The organism is Tritonibacter sp. SIMBA_163, from assembly GCF_046535935.1.
Lineage (GTDB): Bacteria > Pseudomonadota > Alphaproteobacteria > Rhodobacterales > Rhodobacteraceae > Epibacterium > Epibacterium scottomollicae.
This window is the reverse complement of record NZ_JAWJBP010000470.1, coordinates 1-271: the sequence shown is the minus strand read 5'-3', so window position 1 is coordinate 271 and position 271 is coordinate 1. Positions and strand designations below refer to the sequence as shown.

The 271-nt window shown below is 63.8% G+C and carries 1 protein-coding gene; it reads left to right on the top strand.

The window, feature by feature from the left end:
* Nucleotides 1-258: 2OG-Fe(II) oxygenase (locus R0J92_RS23160; protein WP_411053398.1), on the top strand; the 258-nt coding region annotated here is incomplete at its 5' end.
* Between the last annotated feature and the right edge of the window lie 13 nt (nt 259-271).

The window sequence follows — 271 nt, the reverse complement described above, 5'->3', positions numbered from 1 at the left end:
CAGGTGGCGATTTTGCTGTCCGAGCCGGAGAAGGATTTTACGGGCGGCGAATTCGTCCTGACCGAGCAGCGCCCGCGCATGCAGAGCCGGGCCGAGGTCGTGCCGCTCCGGCAAGGCGACGGCGTGGTCTTCGCGGTCAATGACCGTCCGATGCAGGGGACGCGCGGGGATTATCGCGTCAAGATGCGGCACGGCGTCAGCCGCATCCGTTCCGGCAAGCGGCATACGCTGGGCATAATCTTTCACGATTCCAGATAGAGGTTGAAACCGG